A 23,371-nucleotide genomic window follows, 5' to 3' on the forward strand; every position below is an offset into this window, starting at 1 on the left:
TAATAGCCAACGGGAATCGCAAAACGGGAAACTCAAAACTGATAAAATACCCGGGCACGCAGGCCAGCCGAGGCGGCGTTGACACCGCTGCGTTGACCCATGATCGGCGCCGAGGCGATGGGGCTAAGCTGTGCCACGAATGGGCCGAACTGCCGTTCCAGCCCAGCGCCGAACGTCCAGCTGCTGTAGAGACCCACGGGCCGCGAATACGTCAGATTTCGTTGCTCGTAATCGCGCGGGATGCGTTCATAGGCAAAGCTTACGGTCTCGCTCGGGTCCAGGCCAATCGTTGCGCCAACAAAGGGGGTCAGGAAAAATTTCCGACCGATATCCAGCCGGTAGCCCACCTGAACGGGCATTAGCACGGCCGAGGCTGTCCGATTGATATCGAAGAATTTGCGAATCACCGGAAACGGGTTGCCCGGCCCCATGTTGCCCGCCCCGACCTCGTTGGGGTATTCCCGCCGGAAATCGTGTTTGGTCCGTTCGCTGAACTGAATTTCGGTTTGGTACGAATCGCCCGACCAGGTTGCCTGCCCAAAGCCCGCGCTAATCGTCAGTCGATTGTTGACCACCAGTTCGCCGTAAACGCCGTAGGTGGTCATCGCGGTCGTCGCATCGCCGCCCACGCCCAGCCGCCAGCGGAGGTTCGTGGGGTTGGTGTGTTTTTCGGGGATGGCCGCGGCTACCTCAGCCGGAGCCAGTGCGTAGGGTGATCGATAGCGCACTCGCCGTAGTCGTCGTTGCCAGCTATCGACCCACTCGTCTGACTGGGCCAGGCTGGCAATTCGATCGACCGATTTAATGTTCGCCAAAAACGACGCCCCCGTTGGCTGCGTCGGTGGGGCGGTTGGTGAGGTGGCACCGGGTGCGTTCGTTACCCGATCGACCGGATTGGCATTTGAGTAGACAGGTGTTTCATGCAGACGTGGCGATGAGGAACGCGTTGGAGAAGTGGGCACTGATGAATTGAACGTACCTGATGGCTGATTGCCACCGCTGGTATTGGGCGCGGCGCGTTGCGATAACAACGTTCGCCGGTTGCCCTTCCGCGACCCGACCCGGTTGGCTACCGACCGATCTGCTGATCCGGTACCGGCGCTGACTTCGGCGCGCCCGTTGGTCGTCGGCATGCCATTGCCGCTGGCCTCGGGCGTTGCGGCATCTGGTTCAGGCGGTGAGGTAGGCGCGGCTACGACCCGTTCGTCCGTTGCGCGGGGCAAGGCACCTTGCGGCTGAGCCGTTCGGGTCGACCAGCGTTCGGCAGGCAACGTACCTGGTGCATCGGCGGCGTTGGGTTCAGCTACCGGCACTGGCACTGAATTGGGTACAACCCGTGGCGGAACGGCCGAGCGCGACAGCGACGTACCCGGCGCCACACCCGCCGGCGCGAACGTACCTGACCCGGCACCCGGCTCCAGTGGCGACGGCATAGCCACCGGCACGCGCTGCACCACATACACCGTATCGGGGCGGGGTTGGCTGGCAATGTCCGTAACGGTCTTTTGCAGGCTCGTCTGCACCTGTTCCAGCTTCGATACCGTGGTGGTCAGCGTCTGAATCCGGTCGTTCAGCGTTTGGTTGGTCCGGTATTGCCAGATCGACACCACCAGCAGGCTGGCGGCTGCCGCGGCCGTGAAAGCTGGTTGCAGCCAATGCACGGGTGCGTGCCAGATCGAAGGCGGAAAGCCCCGGCCAGCCATAAACCGCCGCAATTGCGTCCAATTTTTTTCTTGAAATGGCGGATTGACCTCCTCCAGTTTTCGCCGGAGCGCGTCGTCAAAACGGTCATTAGTCATAGTAGCGGGAAGAAGACTGTGGATGAGATGACCGGTGGGCCATCGTAACTAATTCCTGAAGCCGAAGCCGGGCGCGCAAGAAATGGGAGCGAACCGTCGCCTCGTTGGCATTAAGGCTATCGGCTACCTCGCGCAGGCTGTAGCCGTCGACCACATGCATCATAAACACGGTGCGGGGCACAGGCGGCAGCTGTTGCACCAGACTCAGAATCTCGTCGGCCGAGAGCCGGTCGACCACCGTCTCGTCGGTGTTGGCCACGTCGGGTGGCGTATGCGCCGGATTGGCCGGGGTTGCGGAGATCGTGTCGAGCTTGTGGTATTTACGGTGGTAGCTGATGGCCGTATTCACCACGATGGTGCGGAGCCAGGCCTTAAACGGCAGGGCCGAATCGTAGGAGCCGAGGTGCTGGAATACCTTCAGGAAGCTTTCGTTCAGCACATCGTCGGCCTCATCGACATTCGCCATGTAGCGCAGGCATATGCTCTTGGCATAGCTATAGTATTGCCGAAACAGCGTTCGTTGCGCGCGAACGTCGTTGCCTCGGCAAGCCTCGATAACACTCAGCAAATCGTTATCGGTAAACGTAGATTTTCGGCGAAACAGCAAGCCCGTTAGTAGCTAAGGTCCATAATTAGAAGTCAGTTTTTCTTACGCCACACGGCGTGAAAGTGTTGCAGTGGCAGGCCATACCGGGTCAAAAAAAAGCGCAATAATTCGTTGAGTGTCTGGTGCAACGCTCCATTCATCGGCCGCGTAAAGAAGGGCAAATGACCGACAGGATAATGAATATACTTATACTGGGTGGAATGCAAGCCTATGGGCCGGGCCTGCCTGGCGGCAAGAGCTACGTGAGTCAGCTAATCAGGCGGCTTCGGGCCGATGGATACGCGGTGCAGGTCGACCAATATGGACCGCTGACGCTACCAGAAGCGGCTACGTTGCTGTCGCGGCTGAAACTGTACGACTACGACTACCTGCTTCTGCAACTGGGCGATGCAGAACTGGCCCAACCCTACCGGTGGCCTGTTCGCCACCCCGCCACCCACCTCAACCCAAGCCTGGGTACGTGGCTGCGACGGCGGGTCAGTCAGCTGCATTTGTGGGCGCGGCGCCATCAGACCGCTCCGATGCGCGTGCTGCGGCATCAGCTGGCCACGGTGCTGATGCTGGTACAACCCTACCGTAACCGCACGCTGATGGTGCCGCCCCTGCCCCAGCGCCGGGCGGGGGCAGCGTTGCAACAAGCGCTGACCCAATCGCTTTTCCTCGACGAGTCACGGCTGTGGGGTGTTCCCTGCTACGACGTGGCAACGTTGCTCGACCACGATAGCCTGCTGTTTCAGACCGACACGACCGATGACCTGAACGAGTTGGCGCACGAACTGCTGGGCAGCACCCTGCACACCCAACTGATTGAACACGATCCCGTGCCACCTGAGCGCCCCCGCTGGCGTCGCCCGTCTACGTCTTAATCGCCTTACCCCGTACGCGTTCCATAGTCCAATTCCCAATTCACGAAAACCACTATGCTCCAAAAACTCTTATTCGGGCTGGCGCTGCTCGTCGCCGTGGCGGCCTGCACCCAGCAAAACAACTCGCTCGATCCGCAGCAGGACGACGAAGCCACGGCGGTGATCAACTCGCTGGCCCGGCTGGGCAACCCCAACAACGCCACCGGCGTTACCGGCAAGCCCTGTAGCGAAACCCTGATCGACAAAGCGCAGGTGCCGCAGGCCATTTTCGACTACCTGGCCAAAACCTACCCGACCTACGCCTTTGTGCAGGCCGAGCAGGGCACCGATCCCAAAGGCGCGACCTTCTACGAAATCCAGTTTACGCTCGATGGCAAGAAGCGGCAACTCCATTTCGACGCGGCTGGCACCGTACTGGCTGGCCCCGGCAACGGCCCGAAAGGCCCCGGCCCCGGTGGCCCCAAGGGCTTCACGGCAACGCCACCCGTCCGGACCGACATTACTATCGATAAACTGCCGAAGCCGGTACTCGATTACATGGCGGTCAATTTTACCGGGTATACGTTCGTAAAGGCTGAAGTCGTCACCGACCCCACCACCGGCGCCGTGCTGTTTTATGATGTACGTTACACGCTGAACGGGAAGACCCGCGACGCTCACTTCGACGTAAACGGTAATCTGCAGGCGCCGAAACGCGGACCTGGTGGCCCCGGTGGCGGTCCCGGTGGTCCGGGCGGTGGCCCCGGTAATGGCGGTTGATTAACGAACTAACCTATGATGATGGCCCCTACCTGCGCAGGTAGGGGCTTTTTTTGTGTGGGCGTGTTTCTGGTGCGCTCGCTAAAGCGCAGGTGGATCAGGGGTAAAATGGCTGCGTTGCGACTTACGCTAGTAGAGCCCTCGCTAACGATCACCAAACGGTTTGATAGCGGTTGGGCAGCTTCCTAAAATCAACGTTCGCTATGCTACGTACCCTTGCCTTTTCCCTATCGGTTTGCCTAAGTGCCGGGTTTGTCCAGGCCCAGTCTTTGCGCCCACCGGCCTATCCGCTCATCACGCACGACCCCTATTTCAGTGTCTGGAGCACGACCGACAAACTCACCGAATCGCCCACCCGCCATTGGACGGGCAAGGCGCAGTCGCTGGAAGGCGTAATTCGGGTGGATGGCAAAGCCTATCAGTTTCTCGGTGCTATCCCAACCAACTACCGGACAATCCTGGCAACGGGCGAACTAAAGCCCTATCCGGCCCAATACACCTTCGCAAAACCCGCCGCCGGTTGGGAAACGCCCGATTTCAACGCGACGGGCTGGCAGTCGGGCATGGGGCCCTTTGGCGATACGCCCGAAGCCAAAACCCGCTGGCGGAATGTCCGCACTAATCCCGACGGGATCTACTACCGCCGTGAGTTTGATTACGACGGCAAAAGCGACCCCTCGGCCATGCTGCTGTCGATCAACCACGACGACGATGTTAAGGTGTACCTCAACGGCACGCTCATCCTCGAAAAGGCCGATTACATCAGCGAGTACGTGAACCTGCCTCTCTCGGCGGCGGGCCAGAAAGCGCTGCGCACGGGCCGGAACGTGCTGGCGGTGCATTGCGTGAGCCCACGGGGCGGGTCGTTCATCGACGTGGGCCTGATCGTACCGGCGCCTACCTCGGCTGGGGTTAGCCCCGCCACCCAAACCGACGTCACGGTGTCGGCCACGCAAACGGAGTATACGTTTCTGGCGGGTCCGGTGTCGCTGACGGCCAATTTCCTGTCCCCGTTACTGCTCAATAACATTGACCTGGCGGCGCGTCCCGTAACGTACCTGACCTTCACGACCCGTTCCACGGATGGCAAACCGCATACCGTACAACTCTACGTCAGCGCGGCCGGTACGCTGGCGTCACACTCGGCGGGGCAGGATGTCGCTGCCAGGACGGGCAAAGCAACGGGTGGCGTGCAGTGGCTACAGGTCGGTACGCAGCAGCAACCGGTTTTGCAGCGAAAGGGCGACAACGTGCGCATCGACTGGGGGTACGCTTATCTGGCTGCACCCGCATCCACCAACGCCCAACTGGCGCCCGGCTCGCTGACGGCTCTGAAAAACACGTTTGTGACGGAGGGCGCACTGGCCCCGGCTACGGGTGAAGAAACCGTTGGGTCGGCCGGGGAGGTAGGTCTGGCTGTGAGTGTACCGGTTGGTTCGGTGGGTACGTCGCCCGTGCAAAAACACCTTATGCTGGCCTATGACGATGAGTATTCGGTGCAGTATTTCGGGCAGAACCTGCGGCCCTGGTGGCGGCGCGACAACAAAACCGACATGCCCGCTCTGCTGCGCACGGCCGAAGCCGACTACAGCCAACTGGTGAAACAGAGCACTGCCTTCGACAAAAAACTGTATGCCGATGCGCTGAAAGCCGGTGGCAAACAGTACGCCGATCTGTGCGCACTGGCCTATCGGCAGGCGATTGCGGCGCACAAAATTGTAGCAGGTCCGAAAGGGGAGGTGTTCTTCTTCTCGAAAGAAAATTTCAGCAACGGGTCTATCGGCACCGTCGACGTGACCTACCCGTCGGCGCCGCTGTTTCTGCTGTATAACCCCACGCTGCTGACGGGCATGACCGAGCCTATTTTTCAGTATTCGGAAAGTGGCCGCTGGACCAAACCCTTCGCTGCACACGACGTGGGAACGTATCCACAGGCCAACGGGCAAACTTACGGTGAAGACATGCCCGTGGAGGAGTGCGGTAACATGCTCCTGCTGACGGCGGCGATTGTGAAAGCGCAGGGCAATGCAGCCTACGCCAAGAAGCACTGGCCCGTGCTGACGACCTGGGTAAACTACCTGCGTGACAACGGCTTCGACCCGGCTAATCAACTCTGCACCGACGATTTTGCCGGGCATCTGGCTCGCAACGCCAACCTGTCGCTCAAAGCGATTCTGGGTATCGCGGCCTATGGGCAGATGGCCGCTATGCAGGGCGACCGCAAAACCGCCGACACGTACCTGGCTATTGCCCGTGACATGGCTACGCGCTGGCAACGACTCGCCGCCGACAACCGGCACTACGACCTGACGTTTGAGAATAAAGCCGATACCTGGAGCCAGAAATACAATTTGGTTTGGGACAAGTTGCTGGGGCTGAACATCTTCCCCAAAACGGTGGCGCAGGAAGAAATCGCTTACTACCTGACCAAACAGCAACCCTACGGCCTGCCGCTCGACAGCCGCAAGACCTACACCAAATCGGACTGGATTATGTGGACGGCAACGATGGCTGATTCAGAGCGGGATTTTCAGGCGTTCATCGCGCCTGTCTGGAAGTTTGCCAACGAAACGCCCTCGCGCGTTCCCCTGACCGACTGGCACGAAACCACCGATGCCAAACAGGTGGGTTTCCAGGCGCGCTCGGTAGTGGGCGGCTATTACATCAAGCTATTGGAAAAAGCATTCAAGGCGAAGAAATAAGAGTCGTTTCTTCTTGTTGCTGATTGGGTAAATGCTCTGATTATTAGGAATTTATAATTTTCTTGTCATCCCGGCCGGGATGACAAGAAAGACCGTACACTCCCTTCAATTCAATCGCGGGTCGATGGGCTGGGTGAGCCAGACCCGGAAGCGGGATTGGTCGTCGAGCGTATTGCCGGCTGACGCGTAGTCGCAGAGCCTGAGCGGCACGGGTTTATTGTCGCCTTCCTTGTGCGATTCGAGCCGGAACAGGGCGTCAAACTGCATCCAGAGTCCGGTTTTCGCCGCCGAAACCGGCTTTAGCTCAACGTACCCGTCTTGCCCGACTACGGGGCTGATGGTTTCATCGACGCTGGGACCGCCCAGCCGGGCATCGCGGGTGAGCACGACGGGTCCGCGCACAATGGCCAGATGCTGCGGCATATCGCCCAGCCGGACCACCCGCCCGCGCATATCCAGCGTTAGGCTAAGCTGATCACCGGTCTGCCAGGTACGTTTAATGGCTACATATTCACCCGCCACAACTGTCGGCACTGCCTGCCCGTTGACTGTTACGGTCGACTGAACGCTCCAGGCCGGGATACGTACCCGGACGGTAAACGATTCGGTCTTGGGCAGCGACAGGTGCAGCGTACTTTGCCCAGAAACCGGATAGTCGGTTTGCTGGCGCAGGCTGACCGACTGCCCGCCCGGCGTGTTGGCCAGGTACGTTCCTTCGGCGTAGAAATTAACCTGGACGCCATCCGCTCGGCTCATCACGACTGTCTGTGGGAGGGTGAACAACCCCCGCGGGCCACTGGCTACGCAGCAGTTGAGGCCCATACCGCACTGCTCGCCGCCTTCCAAACGCTGCCCGCTCAGGGGCGTGTATTTGGTCCAGTCGGAGCCGTCGGCTTTCATCGACCCGAGCAGCGCGTTGTAATACGTTTGCTCGATGGCATCGGCATACCGGGCGTCGCCGGTGAGGCGCAGCAGTTGCTGACTCAGCTTGATCCAGGTGGCTGTCACGCAGGTTTCCTGGTAGTGGTTGATCGACAGCGTTTGCAGCGCTTTCCCGCCAAACCAGCATTCCACGCTCGAGCCCGACCCCGCCAGATTGATCTCGGTATCCCGGATGTTCTGCCACGTTTTCTCGACGGCGGCTTTGTAGGCGGGCTTGCCCGTCAGCCGGTATAGTTCGAGCAGACCCTCGTAGCACGACATCATCTCGTAGGCTTTCTGCCCCTGTTCCCAGCCAAACCAGTTTTTGGGCTTTGGGAATCGGTTGGCCACATCCACGTCAGCTTTGGCAATCAGTTGCGGCCCCTCGGGCGACTCCCACTGTTGCACAATGGTTTCGGCAAACGCCAGATACCGCTTGTCGGCGGTGCGGCTGTAGAGCAGGCAGACTGGTTCGAGCACCGAGGTCGCGGCCATGCCCCGGTGATTACCCTGTTTCACCAGCAGCGCTTTCCGCGCCGACAGTTCGTTGATCAGGTGATCGGTTACTTTGCTGGCAGCGTTTAGACTGCGTTTGTCATTCGTCAGGTCATAGTAGGCCAGCAGCCCCAGCAGGCAATATTTGCGGCCCCAGATGTCCCATTGTTGCAGGTGGCTGGTATCGGCGTAGTTGCCGATGTAGCCGTCGGGCGTTTGGGTGGCGAGCAGGTCGGCAACGGCTTTGTCCAGCACGTTTTTGAGTTGGGGTTCGGGCCGGTAGCGGTAGGCCAACACGGCCGAGGTAAACCATTTTCCCCAGAATTCGCTCTGCCAGCAACGAGTTTCGGTGCGGTCGCGAAACGGGGCCACCAGCCGATCAACGTTTTGCGCCAGGATACGGTGCTGATACGATGCATCCAGTCGGTCGCCCACAAAACCCGTCAGCCGGGCCGATTGGGCGGGTTGTAGCTGGTCAGCCACGGCCGGTTTAACCACAACCTGCGCCAGACCATGCGGAACGGCAATCAGCCAACCGGCCAACGCGATCAAACTCAGAGGAAACAGACGCATACCAGTAGGGTTTTCGGGGGTCTGCATCAGAGAGGCGCCAGCCAGCTGTACTTACTGATGTTGGTACGAAAAGCGATGCATCGTGGACGTGTCGCTCATACGAGCGACATTCCAACGGTTGAACGTACCTGGCGGTCTAGTGCGAAAAAGCTTTCTCTGATGCGCTACGTTGTCTGTTTACTGACCCTCTTCGTAATGGCGTGTAGTACGCCTGCCGACATGACGCCCGATTTGCTTTATCGGACCTATACCTACGTGCAGAAGAATCCCGGCGGCACGGATCAAACGGTTATCGTCACGTTGACGCGGCAAAACGAGGTCCGTTTCGGGGTGGATAAACAACTAGCTATCTGTTGCGCGCCCACCCGCTTCCGGGCGACTACTACCACGATTGAGTTTCTGGGTCCAGAGGTGCCGAATCCCGTTTGTGCCGCGGTCGATTGCCGTATGTCGGAGTTGGTTGCCAGCACGCCCTGGCAAATTGAGCGGCTAAACGCCATCGAGCTAGTGATCACAACCAATCAGCAGCGGCTCGTGCTAACCGCCCAGTAAACCGATTCAGCCTGTTTTTCACCGATGCTATCGTTTGTGTGGAAAACAGGCTGAGTAGTTAATAATTAGGCTAGTTAAGTAGTGTTTTTGTCATCCCGACGTTAGGAGGGGTCTTGACGTATCCTCACTTGAGACTAATGACGCATCAAGATCCCTCCTAACATCGGGATGACAAAAATGTCGCCCACTGCTCACTGTTCACGACGCTTCACTTCTTCAGCAACTCGGCCCGCTGATCGTCGCGGAGGGTTGGGTACGTGATGCCCAGTTGCTCCAGGTACGTCTTGTATTTCGACGGATCGTAGTAATAGGGCTTGAGCTTCGGTTTGAAATCGGTCATGATCTTCTGGTTGAGGTACACCGCCGGGAATTCCTTGTTGGAAATCAGCGGCGTATACTTCTGCTCTTTCGTCTGCTCGTTGACGTAGTAGTCTTTCGCCTGCTGGATCAGGTCGGGTTTCAGGAGCAGATCGAGCAGGGTCATGGCCTCGGCTTTGGCCCCGGCCACAATGCCTTTGTGGGCAATGGGCGTGGCCATCGAAATGGCGTTGCTCCAGTGATGGCCTGGCAAATCGGGAATGTTGCTCGGGTAGCGCAGTACGATCGTCGGCACCGACCAGGCGATGTCGGCGATATCGTCGGAGCCGCCCGTGAGTGGCACAAAATTCTGGCCACCCATCATCACGGTTGGGGCGGTGTTGGCGGGCAGGCCAAGACTGTCGAGTTTCACGGCCAGCCCTTCCGTCTTGCGCGATTGCAGCTCTTTCTGCGTCGCTTTCGCCAGTAGCTGATCGTCCGCCGACCAGGTGGGCAAGCCTACCTTTTTAATGTTCTGATAAGCAGCTTCGGCAATGGGCTTGTTGAAATGCCCCGGCCAGGCTGAGCCCAGAATTTCGTAAGAAACCTTTGTCTCGGTCATTTTGGCGGCACCCTCGGCGATAGCCAGCCCCGTCTCGAACAGCTTACGGATTTTGGGGTAGCTGCGTTCGCGGAAATAATACCAGACCGACGCTTTCGACGGCACCACGTTAGGCTGATCGCCCCCGTCGGAGATTACGTAGTGCGAGCGCTGCGTGAGTTCGAGGTGTTCGCGGCGGTAGTTCCAGCCGATATTCATCAGTTCTACCGCATCGAGCGCCGACCGACCCCGCCACGGTGCGCCGGCTGCGTGCGCCGCCGACCCTTCAAACGTAAACCGCACCGACACCAGCCCGTTGTTGCCCGCGTCGCCGTAGGACGTCACGAGGTTATCGCCGACGTGGGTGAAAATGCAGGCGTCGACATCCTTGAAATAGCCATCGCGGATGTAGAAGGCTTTGGCCCCAACCAGCTCTTCGGCCACGCCGGGCCACAGCATCAACGTACCCGGAATCTTGTCGCGCTCCATCAGCTTTTTCACCGACAGCGCTGCCACAATGTTGAGCGCCTGCCCTGAGTTATGCCCCTCACCGTGGCCCGGTGCGCCGTCGACAATCGGGTCTTTGTAGGCCACGCCGGGTTTCTGACTCGCTTTCGGAATGCAGTCGACATCGGAGCCGATGGCGATGACGGGCTTGCCGTTGCCCCAGGTGGCGATCCAGGCAGTGGGCATACCCGAAATGTTTTTCTGGATGGTGAAGCCCTCTTTTTCGAGCAACGTAGTCAGGTACGTGTACGTCTCGACTTCCTGAAAGCCCAATTCCGAGAAGCTGAACAGCATGTCATTGATCTGCTGTGCCTGGTCTTTGCGGGCCTCCACGGCGGCAATGGCTTCGGCTTTGAGCTTGTCGAGCGGGGTAGCGGCGGCTTGCTTTGCGCCTTTTTTGGACTGCCCCAGCGCCAGTATCGGCAGTAGCAGCAGGACTAGGTATGTGTGTTTCATGAGGTTATGCGAGGTTGATTCATTGACTTAATTCATCTCATCTATCAGGTACGTTCATTTGCGGTAATCGAGGGGTGGTTTCCGGTCGCCCGCCAGGGATTTGTAGGTGAACGATGCCCCGCCCCGCGCGTTGTCGAGCTCGGTTTTCGCCGTTTTGATCAGATCCGGTTTTTGAAAAAGCGAAATAGCGGTCATCGAGAGCGTCTTGGCCGCTACCAGCATACCTTTGAAGCCGATCGACATGCCATCGCAGGCCACGGCCTGCCAGCTGTGGGCCGGTACGCCGGGTACCCAGGTCGCCGTGGATAGCCCGGCCGTTGGAACGACCCAACTGACGTCGCCCACGTCGGTCGAGGCGGGCGTGATGCCCCCCAGCGCATAGGGCAGAATCTCGCCCGCGCTGCCGACTGGTGGCAGCGTCTGGGTGACGAGTGTCTGCCGGAGTTTGTTGGCAAAATCGACTTCACTTGGCGTGAGCTGCACGCCACCTACCGCTTGCAGGCTGGTTTGCATCACCTGCGCCAGCGTTTCGTTGGGCAGCAGGTTGTACAGCCCGGCCATCACCTCGTAGCTCATGGTGGTTTCGGTGCCTAGCGCCGCGGCCTGTGCCGTTTTCATGATGCGCGCCCAGACGTCTTCCAGCCCCTGCGCCGAGGGGTGCCGGATGGTGTACTCGACTTCGGCATAGTCCGGCACGATGTTGGACGTGAGCCCGCCCTGTTTGATGACGTAGTGAATCCGCGTTTCGGGCGTGACGTGTTCGCGCATGAGGTTCACCATGTAGTCCATCGCCTCGACGGCGTCGAGCGCCGACCGGCCTTTTTCGGGAGCCGCTGCGGCGTGCGCCGCTCGCCCACTAAACCGGAACAGGGCCACCCGGTAGGCCAGCGACGACGCCGGACTGGCGCTGTTGCGGTCGCCCGGGTGCCAGTGCAACACGGCGTCGACGGGTTTGAACACGCCCGCCTGCACCAGGTACGTTTTGCCGCCGCCCGCGCCCTCTTCGGCGGGCGTTCCGATGAGTTGAATCGTGCCCGGTCGGCCCGTCTGTTTAAGCCAGTCTTTCGTGGCAACTGCCGCCGCCACCGACCCTACGCCAAAAAGGTTATGCCCACAGGCATGCCCGTAGGCATTGGGAACGAGCGGCTTGCGCGTCGGTACCGAATCCTGTGATAAACCCGGCAGCGCATCCATTTCGGCGAGTAGGCTAATGACGGGCGCGCCCTGTCCGTAGCTTGCCACGAAGGCGGTGGGGATGCCTGCGATGCCGGGTGTAATGGTGAAGCCTTGCTGCCGGAGTTCGTCCTGCAACAGGCGGCTTGTCTTTTCTTCCAGGTAACCCGGTTCGGCCAGTTTCCAGATCTGGCCCGCCAGTGCGGCATAGTGTGGGTACTGCCGGTCGAGTTGAGCGATGATCGTTTTTTCGGGCTGCGCACGGAGGGGGAGGCTCGCTAGTAGGCTGAGCCAGAGCAGGTAGGTATGTTTCATGGAGGATGCAGGTTGCTTTTGTAAAGTAGCACCGGATTGCATCCGGTGCAAGTGAGGCTTCGCGGGGGAAGTGCCCACTTCCGGTTAGATAAGCACCACGAGCGCCTTGTTAGCCTATCACGAACAAGCTGACCCGGCGAAGCGCCACGTACACCGGATTTTATTCCGGCGTTACATGCTACCTTTGCGGCCAAATTTTGTAGTGTTTATTCTCGTATCTAATCATAACACAATGGCAAAGATTAAGGTGGCGAATCCGGTTGTCGAACTGGACGGCGACGAAATGACCCGCATCATCTGGAAATTCATCAAAGACAAGCTGATTCTGCCCTACGTTGACGTCGACATCAAATACTATGACCTCGGTATCGAATACCGCGACGAAACCAACGATCAGGTAACCATCGATGCGGCCAACGCCATCAAAGAATACGGCGTGGGTATCAAGTGCGCAACCATCACGCCCGACGAAGACCGCGTGAAGGAGTTCAACCTGAAGCAGATGTGGAAGTCGCCCAACGGTACGATCCGGAACATTCTGGACGGCACCGTATTCCGCGAGCCCATCGTCATGAAGAACGTACCCCGCCTCGTTACCAACTGGACGGCCCCTATCATCATTGGCCGGCATGCCTTTGGCGATCAGTACCGCGCTACGGATTTCGTGGTGCCCGGCCCCGGTAAGCTGACGATGAAGTTTGAAGGCGAAGACGGCAGCGTGCAGGAGTTCGACGTGTATCAGTTCAAAGGCGGTGGCGTAGCCATGGGGATGTACAACGTTGATGAGTCGATCCGTGGGTTTGCCCGCGCTTGCTTCAACGTGGCCCTCGACAAAGGCTGGCCGCTGTACCTGTCGACCAAAAACACGATCCTGAAAAAATATGACGGTCGTTTCAAAGATATTTTCCAGGAGATTTATGACGCCGAATATGCGGGCAAAGTGCATTATGAGCACCGCCTCATCGACGACATGGTGGCCTCGGCCCTGAAATGGGAAGGCAACTTTGTATGGGCCTGCAAAAACTATGATGGCGACGTACAGTCGGATACGGTAGCGCAGGGCTTCGGTTCACTGGGTCTGATGACCTCGGTACTGGTGACGCCCGATGGCAAAACGATGGAAGCGGAAGCCGCCCACGGCACCGTGACGCGTCACTATCGCGAGTACCAGAAAGGCAACAAAACGAGCACCAACCCGATCGCCTCGATCTATGCCTGGACGCGTGGGCTGGCCTTCCGGGGTAAACTCGATAACAACCAGGAACTGATCGATTTCGCCAACGCCCTCGAAGCAGTTTGCGTAGAAACGGTAGAAAGCGGAAAAATGACCAAAGACCTGGCGCTGTCGGCCTACCCGGCCGGTACGAAACTGGTGGCGGGTGAGCATTACCTCAACACCGAAGATTTCCTTGAGGCGCTCGATGAGGCACTGAAAGCTAAGCTGGCGTAAGGTATCGCCCTGATTCACACGGAGTGTACGAATGCCTGTACAAAACTGTCCCTGCTGACGGTTCTGTGCAGGCATTTGTCGTTATGCAACGTAGGGGAGAAAGAGGGGGCAGTCGCTAACCAAAAGGGGCTACGGTAGTTTCTAGTGAAGCGGTACTACGGGTCGTACGCCTGAACCGACATACCACCATGGCAGCACACACTCCCCGGCGCTACGACGCTATCATCATCGGCGTTGGTCAGGCCGGTAAACCACTGGCCATGGCGCTTGCCAAAGCGGGCCGTTCGGTAGCCGTTATTGAACGGAAATGGGTGGGCGGCACCTGCATTAATTACGGCTGTACGCCCACCAAAACCCTACTAGCGTCGGCGCAGGCCGCTTACGAGGCACGCCGTCTGAGCGAATACGGTGTTCGAGCCGGTAAGGTGGCGGTCGACTTTGCGGCGGTGATCGCCCGGAAGAATGCGATGGTGGACCAATTCCGGGGCGGTATCGAAGCGTCGTTTGCGAAAACCAAACACCTGACCCTGGTCTATGGGGAGGCCTATTTTGCCGATACTAAAACCGTAGTGGTGCATGATAAGAATGGCAAGGAGCAGCGGCTAACGGCCGACCAGATCTTTATCAACTGCGGTACGCGCCCCGCCACCCCACCCATACCGGGGCTGGACACGGTCGACTGGCTGACGTCGACCACGCTGATGGACGTACCTGAGCTGCCCAGGCACCTGGTGATTATTGGCGGCGGCTACATTGGCGTCGAGTTCAGCCAGATGTTCCGTCGGTTTGGGAGCAAGGTTACGATCCTGGTCCGGGACGGGCATCTGCTGCCCCATGAGGATCCGGATATCAGCGAGGCACTCGCCCAGATTCTGACTTACGAAGGCATAAATATTCGGTACAACACGGCGGTCACGCAGGTACGTCAACCCGGCGCAACAACGATCAAGCTGACTTTGACTACCGATGAGCAGCGCCATACGCTGACGGGTTCGCATCTGCTGGTGGCGGTGGGGACAACGCCCAACTCTGATACGCTCAACCTGGAAGCGGCAGGCGTGAAAACCGACGAGAAAGGGTTCATTCAGGTTAACGATCGGCTCGAAACGACGCAGCCTGGCATTTACGCGCTGGGCGACATCAAAGGCGGCCCGGCCTTCACCCACATTGCCTACGACGACTACCGGGTTGTTAAACAGAACTTGCTCGATGGCGGCAAGGCCAGCATTGCCAACCGCCCGGTGCCCTATACGGTCTTCACTGATCCGCAGTTGGGGCGGATCGGCCTGACAGAACAGGAAGCCAAAAAACAGGGAAAACAGGTACGGGTGGCGAGCATGCCCATGAGCCAGGTGGCGCGGGCCATCGAAACGAGTCATACCAACGGCCTGATGAAAGTGCTGGTCGATGCCGATACCGACCAACTGCTTGGTGCCGCCATACTTGGCATGGAAGGCGGCGAGCTGATGACGATGCTTCAACTGGCTATGATGGGGCAACTGCCCTACCAGCGGTTGCGCGATGCCATTTTCGCTCATCCAACCCTGGCCGAATCGTTCAATAATCTCTTCACGACGCTCGATTGAGTCCTCGCCAATCTATGGTGATAGCGTCAGCTTGTCTAGACTAACGCAGCGTAACCTGTCTACAGCATGCAACGCTAGTGGTTGCCGCCTACCTCTGTTACAGCATGTTGTAACAGAGGTAGGCGACGCTTGCTTCATGCAGTTATGTAGTGTGAAAAATATGTTGAGAATTTTTACTTAATAAGTTACAGTAGTTGTTACTATGGGCAGGTTCGTACGATAAGATTTAAAAATTCGGCTATTTTGTTAAACTATATTTGGAATGTAAAACGGGGGTTACACCACCAGACTACTCGACGCTATGAATGAAGATGTACCTCGCCGCCGCTGGGACCGGCTTTTCCTGTCTATTCTCTTTAGTCTAGTCTTATATTGCCCGGGCCTGTTGGCGCAGTCGGGCGACCGGACCATTTCGGGTACCGTGCGCGACGAAAAAGGGCAGGGGCTACCAGGTGTTAATGTGGTCATTAAAGGGTCGCAGAAAGGTGCCAGCACCGATGTCGACGGCAACTACCGCATCACCGTCGCTGACCGTACCGACGGGCAGACTACGATCCTCCAGTTCTCGTTCATTGGGTACGTTAGCCAGGAGGTACCCATCGGCTCGCAGTCGACCGTCGACGTACAACTGAAGGAAGAGGCGCAATCATTGACAGAAGTAGTGGTGGTTGGCTACGGCGCCCAGAAAAAATCGGACCTCACGGGGGCTGTTTCGACGGTGAGTGCCAAAGAGATCAGCCGGTTGCCACTGATTGGCGTCGATCAGGCCTTGCAGGGGAAAGCACCGGGGGTACGGGTTACGCAGAACACCGGCGCACCCGGCGAGGGTGTATCCGTCCGGATTCGTGGTACGGGCAGCATCAACGACAACAACCCGCTGTACATCGTCGACGGCATCCCGACCAAAGATGCGTTCAGTATCCTGACGCCCAGCGACATCGAAAGCATCACGATCCTGAAAGATGCTTCATCGTCGGCGATCTACGGCGCACGGGCCGCCAACGGTGTCGTGCTGATTACGACCAAAAAGGGAGCCGTCGGTTCGACCCGGATCAGCTTCAACGCCTACACGGGTCTGCAACAGCATGGCCGCCTGATTCCGATGGCCAATACGGATGAGTACGTTCGGATTTACAACGAAGCCGCCAACAACGACAACGCCGAGTTTACCAATCCCAGCCTGTTCCGAAAACTCATCACGCCCGAGATTCAAGCCACGCTACCCAACACCGACTGGCAGAAGGAGATTTTCCGCGTAGCCCCCATCAACAACTACCAACTGTCGTTCAGTGGGGGGACGGCATCGTCGCGCTACCTCATCAGCGGGTCGTATTTTGATCAGCAGGGGATTGTGCTCAACTCGGGCTACCGGCGCTATTCGCTCAAAGCCAACATCGACGCCGACGTCGCCGGTTTTATCAAAATCGGCACGAACCTGAACCTGACCTACGGCGAGCGCGACATCGTCCCGTCGTCGGGCGATGGCTACGGCGGTAACGGTGGGAGCGTGGTGCGGTATGCGTTGTTTCGCACGCCCGCCATCCCGGTGTACGATCCCACGACGGGCAATTTCTCGGATCTGCCCGCCCGCACCGATCTGTTTGGCGATGGCTACAATCCCGTTGGGCTGGCCTTGAAACAAGACAACAAGGAACGGCAATACCGGGCGTTTGGTAACCTCTACGGCCAGTTTCAGCTAGGCAAGAACCTCATCTTCCGTACCGACGGTGGGCTCGATCTGGGCATACTCAACCGGAAGCGATTCAACGAAAACTGGGGCACCAACGGGCGCATCAACAGCCCCGCCACCCTCACCGAAAACATCGGTACCTCGACCAACCTGACCTGGAACAACACGCTTAACTACCTGAAACAGTTTGGCGATGGGCACGATCTGTCGGTGTTGGTGGGTACGGAAGCCATTCGCAACGTGGGCCGCGACCTGACGGGCTCCGACCGCGCCTTTATCGACCAGGACCCGAACCTGCGCTACCTCGGCCGCGGTGCCGATCCAACGGGCCGAAACACCTACGCGGGCGATTCGCGCTGGAAGCTGTTTTCGCTGTTTGGGCGGGTCAACTACAACTACAAAGGCAAATACCTGGCCTCAGCCAACTTCCGCCGCGATGGGTCAAGCCGATTCCCGGCCGATAACCGCTACGCCAATTTCTATTCGGGCTCACTGGGCTGGAACATCGACCAGGAAGACTTCTTCCGGGCGCTGCAACCCACCATGTCGATCCTGAAACTGCGGGCGAGCATTGGGCAACTGGGCAACCAAGAGATTGGCAATTACCCCTACGCGAGCATCGTCACGCAGGGCTTTAATTACCCGTTTGGCGAAAGCCCGGCGCAGCAACCCGGCTACACCGTCACCTCACGCGGCAACACCAACGTGAAGTGGGAAACCTCGACGCAGACCGACGTGGGCCTCGATATGGGCTTTCTCAACAACCGCCTGCAAGCCACCATCGACTACTTCCTGAAACAAACCTCCGATATCCTGCTGCCGGTGCCGGTGCCGCGCTCGGGGGGGACGGCGGGTGCGCCCTACGTCAACGCAGGCCGGGTGCAGAACCAGGGCGTCGAACTGGAAATCACGTACCGCAACCGGGTACGTGAACTGAACTACGACATCAACGCCAACGTCTCGTACATCAAAAACAAGGTGCTCTCGCTGGGCAATGGCCAACCCATTCCGGGCGGGCGCATCGACAACGGCGTCTTCGCAACCCTAACCGAACAGGGCTACCCCATTGGCTCGTTTTACCTGCTGACGCAGGACGGTATTTTTCAGAATCAGGCCGATATTTTCACCAGCGCCTTTCAGGGAAATGACATTCGCCCCGGCGACGTGAAATTCCGCGACCTGAACAACGACGGCGTGATTAACCAACTGGACCGGTCGCACGTGGGTAGCCCCATTCCGCCGCTCGTGTACGGGGCCACGGCCAACCTGCAATGGCGCAACATCGACCTGTCAGTGTTTGTGCAGGGCGTATCGGGCAATCAGGTTTATTACCAGGTCGCCACCGACATCGAAGGCTTTTACCGGTCGTTCAACGTCACGAAGCGGGTTGTTGACGAGCATTGGACGGGCGAAGGCACCAGCAACACGCAGCCGCGGGTGTCGTGGCGGGGGGCTACTAACAACAAGTTACCCTCGACGCGCTTCCTGGAAGACGGCTCGTTTACCCGAATCAAAAACGTGCAGATCGGCTACTCGCTGCCGGCCAGTCTGGTCCGTAAATGGCGTATGACTAGCGCCCGGATTTACCTGAGTGGGCAAAACCTGCTGACGTTCACGAAGTACCCCGGCATGGACCCCGAACAGCAGTCGAGCGATAACCTCAACAACGAACAGTTTCGGGGCGACGTGGCCGTGGGTATCGACTGGGGAACGTACCCAATCTCAAGAATCTATACCCTCGGTATCAATGTGAACTTTTAACACCGAACAGAGTCCGGTGCAAGTCAGGCCCCGCATGGGGGCAAGTCAATAAAGGTGACGCTGTAGCCAGTCAGTTTTGAGAAACAAGAGGACCCACGCGGAGCCTCACTTGCACCGGATACCATCCGGTGAAACCGAATAGCGTTATGAAAAAATATGTGCTCTTACTGCTGCTCCTGTCGGGTTGCCGCGATTACCTTAACGAGGAATTGCGCGGCGACTACTCGGAGGAGTCGTTTTACCAGAATGAACGGCAGGCAGTGCTGGCCGTCAACGCCGCCTACCAGCCCCTGTCATTTTCATCGGACAACAATCGGCTGTGGGTGTTCGGCGACGTGGCCTCCGACGATGCTGCCAAAGGGGGCGACCCCGGCGACCAGGCCGATATTGGGCTGGTCGACGACTTTCAGGTGTTTCCGAACAACGGCCCTGTGGAGACGCAGTGGGCGCAATTCTACGAAGGTGTAGCCCGGACCAACCGGATTCTGGCGCGTATTCCGCAGATCCCGACGGCTAATATTACGCCCGCCGTTCGCGACCGGCTGCTGGGAGAAGCCCGGTTTCTACGCGCGCTCTATTATTTCTACCTGGTCAATATCTACGGGCCGATCCCGGTGTCGCTGGAGCCGCGCAATCCCGATCAGTTGCAGATTACGCAGTCGCCCGTAGCCGATGTATATGCCAACGCCATCGAGCCCGACCTGCGCGAAGCCGTCCGGCTGTTGCCCGTTACGCTCGCCGGGGCCGATCTGGGCCGGGCTACCAAAGGGGCCGCCAATGCATTGCTGGCGCGGGCGTCGCTCTATCAGGGCAAATGGCAGCAGGCGTTCGATGCCGCGCAGGCCGTGATCAGCAGTGGGCAGTATGACCTGTTGCCGCTCTACGCCCAGAATTTTCAGATCACGGGCCGCAACAGCCGCGAATCGGTGTTCTCGGTGCAACACCTGACCGGGCAGGTTCCGTTTCAGGGCAACCGGCTCAACCAGTGGTTTGCCCCCCGCTCCGGCGAAAATGGCTATTTCTTCGACGCACCTACGACCGCCTTCGTCAACGAATTTGAGAAAAACACCGCGGGCGTGGTCGACCCGCGCCTCGACTACACGGTGGGGCGGCAGGGTGGCCGGTGGGTCAACGGTGAAGCCTTCGATCCGTCGTGGTCGCCAACGGGTTACCTGAACAAAAAGCACGTGCAGCCGCTAGCCGAAGTGCCGGTTAGCCTCAAGGGCGATGGCAACCTGAACTACGTGCTGATTCGCTACGCCGACGTGCTGCTGATGGCGGCGGAGGCGCTCAACGAACTGAATCGCCCGGCCGAGGCCATTCCGCTGGTGAACCGGGTGCGCAAACGGGCCCGCGAAAGTTACCTCAACGACCCGACCCTGCGCCCCACGACCGGTACGGCGGCCGTACCCACAGGCCTGCTGCCGGATCTGGGCAGTATCAGCCAGGGCAACCTGCGCGAGGCCATCCGCCACGAACGGCGTGTGGAGCTTGGCTTCGAGTTTCACCGCTGGTTTGATCTGATGCGCTACGGCAAAGACTACGCCCAGAATGCCCTGCGCGACAAACCCAATTTCAACTACGACCGCAACCGCTACTTCCCGATTCCGCAGAGCGAGCGCGACACCAATAAGGCGCTGAAGTTCTGACCGGCGCGGGTAGCTGTGGCTAACCACCGCCCCACGTCTGGTACGCAGTGCGCCTATGTTTTTACCCTAATTATTCGTTTTAACTTAATCACAATCCCCAATGAGAAACTCATCGTTTATGACTTCACTGAAAGTCCTGATGGCTTTTGTGCTGCTGTTCAGCGTGTTTCAGGCCTGTAAGAAAGACGACGGCCCCACGGTTGATCCCGTCAATACAACGGCCCTGCGGGCTCGCATCGACAGCGCCAACACGCTGTATAATGGCGCAAAAGAAGGTACGGCTGTCGGCAGCTACGAGGTTGGCTCACGCGCTACGTATAAAACAGCGATCGACGCGGCGACGTCGGTGCTGAACAACACGGCCTCGACGCAAACGCAGGTTAACAATGCCTACGTAAACCTGGGACAGGCAACCACCACGTTCCGGAGCAAGCAGGTAGCGGAAATCGCCCCCGACAAACTGGTGCTGTTCCTGAAGCTTGACGGCAACGCCAACGATGCCTCGGGCAAGGGCCTGAGCGGCTCACTGGTAGCGGGCGCTTCAGGCGTAGGCAGCGACACCGCCAACGTCGGTGGGGGCATGGCCACACTAACGACCGACCGCCTGGGGCAGGCCAACCTAGCGTATATGTTTGACAAAGGCGGCCACATTGAGATTCCGTACAACAGCGCTCTCAACCCCGCTAAGGAACTTACGATCTCGATGTGGGTGAAACCTACCGTTATCCGGGCCGATAACTATCTGGTGTCGATGGGCCGTTGGAACGGTTATAAACTGCAACTGCAGTCGGCCAACAAGGTGTTCCTGACCGTAAAAACGGCGCCTGGTAAATACAGCGAGCATGACAATGAATCGCCCACGCTTGATCTGAACAAGTGGTATCACATTGCGGCTACGTATAAATCAGGCGAGATGGTCTTCTACATCGACGGTACGGCGGTGAAAACCTGGACCGACGTAACGGGTGACCCAATTGGCATAAAAAATACGATCGGCATGAGCATTGGTCAGGATTTACCCAATGCCAATTACACCAACGTAGCCACTGATGAGGCCGACGGTACTAACTTCTATCGTGGGTACGGCGGTTACTTTACGGGCGCCATGGACGAAATTCGGATTTACAACGCCGTGCTGAGCGGTACGCAGATTCGGTCGATCTATAACGCCGAGAAGAGCCTGTAACGAATGAATACTGCACAATGTACAATGCACAATGAATTGGCCTCCCAGCTACGTAGCTGGTTTAGGAAAGTGAACCCATTGTACATTGTACATTGTGCAGTATTCATTTCGTTTGCAGCCTGCCGCCCCCAAAACACGGATACCAGCCGACCGCTGGTGTTCTGGTGCTCCAACAACGCCGCCGAAATCACGCTGGCGAAAGAGTTTACCGAGCAATGGCAACGTACCCAGCCGGCGGTGCCGCTGCGGTATCAACCCATTCCGGAGGGGCGGTCGAGTGAAGAAATCATTCTGGCGTCGGTGGTGGGCAAAACAACGCCCGACATCTACGCCAACATGTGGCAGGGTAGCGTCGAGATGTATGCCAAAGCCGGGGTGTTGGTGCCGCTAGACACCATCCCCGGCTTTCTGGCGTTCATCCGGGAGCGCTGCGACAGCCTCGCCATCCAGGAGATTACGTCGGGCGACGGGCACATCTATCAGGTGCCCTGGAAGGTGAACCCCATCATGACGCTGTGCAATACCGGCATCCTGGCTGGTCTGCTACCCAACGCCGGGAGTTACCGGTACAACGCGTTTCTGAAAGCCGGACAGGCCGTGCAGAAAGATGCCGACCACGATGGGTACGTCGATCAATGGCTGGGTTACACCGAGGTGCGGCCCATCTGGTATGAGCGGCTGTTCAATTTTTACCCGCTCTATCTGGCGGCGTCGGGCGGGGCTCCGTTGCTCACGCAGCAGCCAGGCCAGAAGGCGAAGGCGGCCTTCAACAATGCGGCGGCTGTGGGCGTGTTTCGCTTTTTGCAGACGCTCTACCGCAACAACTATTTCGCCAAGGAACGGCTGTCGGCCACCCGCGACCCGTTTATTGCGCAACGCATCGCTACGCTGTTTACGGGCCCCTGGCAGGTGGGGTTTCTCGAAAAATATGGTGACGCCGACCTGCGTTACCAGTTTTACTCGTTGCCCGTTCCCGACGCGCATCAGGGACCGGTGTACACTTACGCCGACCCCAAAAACATTGTCATTTTCAACACCTGCCCTAATCCGGCGGCGGCCTGGTCGTTCGTGAAAACGCTGATCGATCGCCCCGGCGACCTCCGTCTGCTGGAGCTGACCGGGCAATTACCCCGCCGCAAAAGCCTGACGGCCGACCCGTATTTTGCTCCTTTTCTGTCCCAACACCCACGCCTGAAGCCCTTTGCCGAACAGGCCCGCTACCTCAAAGGCGTGGATAACCACGAGTTGATCGTGGAGGTCTTCGACATTATCTCGCAGGAATATGAAGCCTGCGTTGTGTATAACCGTAAACCCCCCGAAACCGCCATCAGCGATGCCGCCAAAGCCGTCGATGTGCTGTTAGGAAATTAAAGAGCGAAAGAATGAATGAGTGAGGCTTCGCGCGCACTCTTTCGCTCTTTTACTC

The 23,371-nt window shown here is 58.5% G+C and carries 15 protein-coding genes; 10 read left to right on the forward strand and 5 right to left on the reverse strand.

Going from position 1 to position 23,371, the window contains the following annotated elements; all coding sequences use genetic code 11:
- Positions 1–32 precede the first annotated feature (32 nt).
- Positions 33–1,799: a hypothetical protein gene (locus FAES_RS07725; RefSeq protein WP_015330646.1), complete on the reverse strand. Its 1,767-nt coding sequence runs from the start codon at positions 1,797–1,799 to the stop codon at positions 33–35.
- A complete protein-coding gene (locus tag FAES_RS07730; protein WP_015330647.1) occupies positions 1,792–2,406 on the reverse strand; it encodes an RNA polymerase sigma factor in 615 nt (204 codons plus the stop codon). Before FAES_RS07730 ends, FAES_RS07725 begins: the two co-directional genes overlap by 8 nt.
- 176 nt (positions 2,407–2,582) lie before the next feature.
- Here FAES_RS07730 and FAES_RS07735 point away from each other — a divergent pair, with 176 nt between their 5' ends.
- From FAES_RS07735 to FAES_RS07745, 3 genes are all read left to right on the forward strand, one after another.
- Complete coding sequence (locus FAES_RS07735; RefSeq protein ID WP_148289309.1) at positions 2,583–3,272, forward strand: SGNH/GDSL hydrolase family protein; 690 nt, start codon at positions 2,583–2,585, stop codon at positions 3,270–3,272.
- A gap of 54 nt (positions 3,273–3,326) precedes the next feature.
- Entirely contained in the window at positions 3,327–4,031 is a 705-nt protein-coding gene (locus FAES_RS07740; protein WP_015330649.1) for a hypothetical protein, read from the forward strand.
- 203 nt (positions 4,032–4,234) lie between these two features.
- Positions 4,235–6,733: a glutaminase family protein gene (locus tag FAES_RS07745; RefSeq protein ID WP_015330650.1), complete on the forward strand. Its 2,499-nt coding sequence runs from the start codon at positions 4,235–4,237 to the stop codon at positions 6,731–6,733.
- 105 nt (positions 6,734–6,838) lie between these two features.
- Here FAES_RS07745 and FAES_RS07750 read toward each other — a convergent pair whose 3' ends face one another.
- Positions 6,839–8,722 (reverse strand): glycoside hydrolase family 127 protein, encoded by a 1,884-nt coding sequence (locus FAES_RS07750; protein ID WP_148289310.1) that lies wholly within the window; start codon positions 8,720–8,722, stop codon positions 6,839–6,841.
- Positions 8,723–8,881: 159 nt separating this feature from the next.
- Here FAES_RS07750 and FAES_RS07755 point away from each other — a divergent pair, with 159 nt between their 5' ends.
- The gene (locus FAES_RS07755; RefSeq protein WP_041257653.1) at positions 8,882–9,274 is read left to right on the forward strand and encodes a hypothetical protein; all 393 of its coding nucleotides are present in this window, start codon (positions 8,882–8,884) and stop codon (positions 9,272–9,274) included.
- A 208-nt stretch (positions 9,275–9,482) separates the two neighbouring features.
- Here FAES_RS07755 and FAES_RS07760 read toward each other — a convergent pair whose 3' ends face one another.
- A complete protein-coding gene (locus FAES_RS07760) occupies positions 9,483–11,135 on the reverse strand; it encodes an amidohydrolase (protein WP_015330653.1) in 1,653 nt (550 codons plus the stop codon).
- Between the two features lie 54 nt (positions 11,136–11,189).
- Positions 11,190–12,623, reverse strand: coding sequence for an amidohydrolase (locus tag FAES_RS07765; protein ID WP_148289311.1), 1,434 nt, complete (start codon positions 12,621–12,623; stop codon positions 11,190–11,192).
- A gap of 232 nt (positions 12,624–12,855) precedes the next feature.
- On the opposite strand from FAES_RS07765, the gene FAES_RS07770 reads away from it, so the two are divergent.
- From FAES_RS07770 to FAES_RS07795, 6 genes are all read left to right on the forward strand, one after another.
- Positions 12,856–14,073: an NADP-dependent isocitrate dehydrogenase gene (locus tag FAES_RS07770; protein WP_041257654.1), complete on the forward strand. Its 1,218-nt coding sequence runs from the start codon at positions 12,856–12,858 to the stop codon at positions 14,071–14,073.
- A 188-nt stretch (positions 14,074–14,261) separates the two neighbouring features.
- Positions 14,262–15,659 carry a mercuric reductase gene (locus FAES_RS07775; RefSeq protein ID WP_015330656.1) on the forward strand — a complete coding sequence of 466 codons (1,398 nt, stop codon included), beginning with the start codon at positions 14,262–14,264 and terminating at the stop codon, positions 15,657–15,659.
- Positions 15,660–15,960: 301 nt separating this feature from the next.
- Positions 15,961–19,110, forward strand: a complete 3,150-nt coding sequence (locus FAES_RS07780; RefSeq protein ID WP_015330657.1) for a SusC/RagA family TonB-linked outer membrane protein — start codon at positions 15,961–15,963, stop codon at positions 19,108–19,110.
- A 146-nt stretch (positions 19,111–19,256) separates the two neighbouring features.
- Positions 19,257–20,759: a RagB/SusD family nutrient uptake outer membrane protein gene (locus FAES_RS07785; protein WP_015330658.1), complete on the forward strand. Its 1,503-nt coding sequence runs from the start codon at positions 19,257–19,259 to the stop codon at positions 20,757–20,759.
- 118 nt (positions 20,760–20,877) lie between these two features.
- Positions 20,878–21,945: a LamG-like jellyroll fold domain-containing protein gene (locus FAES_RS07790; protein ID WP_041257655.1), complete on the forward strand. Its 1,068-nt coding sequence runs from the start codon at positions 20,878–20,880 to the stop codon at positions 21,943–21,945.
- Between the two features lie 69 nt (positions 21,946–22,014).
- Complete coding sequence (locus FAES_RS07795; protein WP_374755361.1) at positions 22,015–23,316, forward strand: extracellular solute-binding protein; 1,302 nt, start codon at positions 22,015–22,017, stop codon at positions 23,314–23,316.
- The last annotated feature ends 55 nt before the right edge of the window (positions 23,317–23,371 follow it).

Origin of the sequence: Fibrella aestuarina BUZ 2 (genome assembly GCF_000331105.1) — a bacterium.
Taxonomy (GTDB): domain Bacteria; phylum Bacteroidota; class Bacteroidia; order Cytophagales; family Spirosomataceae; genus Fibrella; species Fibrella aestuarina.